The organism is Pseudoduganella buxea (genome assembly GCF_009720835.1).
Classification (GTDB): Bacteria; Pseudomonadota; Gammaproteobacteria; order Burkholderiales; family Burkholderiaceae_D; genus Rugamonas; species Rugamonas buxea.
Map to the genome: position 1 here is coordinate 1 of NZ_WNKZ01000214.1, position 1,205 is coordinate 1,205.

A 1,205-nucleotide genomic window follows, 5' to 3' on the forward strand; every position below is an offset into this window, starting at 1 on the left:
CACGTGCAGCAGCGCGTGGCCCAGCGCCAGGTGCAGCGCGGGCGCCAGGTGCGGCGCGCACTCGCTGCGGGCCAGGGCCGGCTCCAGCCGGGCGCGGTATTCGTCCAGCAGGGCCAGCTGGTACCACAGGGGCGCCGACACCACGGCCAGCTCGATGCCGACGGCCGCGTCGCCTTCCGGACCGAAAGCCCAGTCCAGCGCGGCACGCACGTGATCGATGCAGTGGCCGTGCCGGCGCAGCCACTGGGCGGGCGCCAGCACCTGCCAGTCGTCCTGGGCGGCGGTCAGCATGCGCACGTGGAAGCGCGCGTGGCGGGCCGACGCCATGGCCCCTTCGCCGCTGGCGTCGAGCTTTTCGAGCGCATAGCTGCGGGTCGTGTCGAGCAGCCGGTACTGCACCGCCGCGCCGGCCGGCTCGACGCCGACCAGCGACTTGGCGGCCAGGTTGGCGATACGCTCGAACACGGCCTCCGGCCCGACACCGGGGCCGTGCGCCACTTCGGCCGCCGCCGCCAGGGTAAAGCCGCCCCGGAACACGGCCAGCCGGCGCAGTACGGCCCGATCCTCGGGGCACAGCATGTCGTGACTCCAGTCCAAGGTGGCGCGCAGGGTCTGGTGACGGGGCAGTGCCGTGCGCCGGCCGCGCGTGAGCACGGCGAAGCAGTCGGACAGGCGCAGCGCCAGTTCGTGCACGCCGAAGAAGGCGGCGCGGCCGGCGGCCAGCTCGATGGCCAGCGGAATGCCGTCCAGGCGGCGGCAGATGTCGGCCACGGCCTGGGCATTGCCTTCGTCGATGGTGAAGCCGCCGCCGTCGGCGCCGGCCCGTTCGGCGAACAGCTGCACCGACGCGCAGTTGGCCAGTTGCACAGGGGTGGCCGGCAGCTCGCGTGGCGGCACGGCCAGGGGCGCGAGCCGGTGCACCCATTCGCCCTGGGCCCGCAGCGGCTCGCGGCTGGTGGCCAGGATATGCACGCGGGGCGCCTCGCGCAGCACCCGCTCGGCGAGGGCGGCGACGGCATCGATCAGGTGCTCGCAGCCGTCCAGCACCAGCAGCAGGCGCCGTTCGCGCAGCCAGTCGGCCAGGGCCACGATCATGCCGCCGGCGGGCACGTCGCCATGAGGCGGCACGCCCACCAGTTGGGCCAGGGTGCCGGCCAGCAGCTCCGGGTCGGCCAGCGCGGCCAGGTCGGCGCAGCGCACCTGGC

At 74.9% G+C, this 1,205-nt stretch carries 1 protein-coding gene; it reads right to left on the bottom strand.

Translation table 11 applies throughout. The annotated features are described in order from the left end of the window. A partial coding sequence (locus GM672_RS28605) for an ATP-binding protein (RefSeq protein WP_443094184.1) occupies nt 1-1,205 on the bottom strand: 1,205 nt, incomplete at both ends.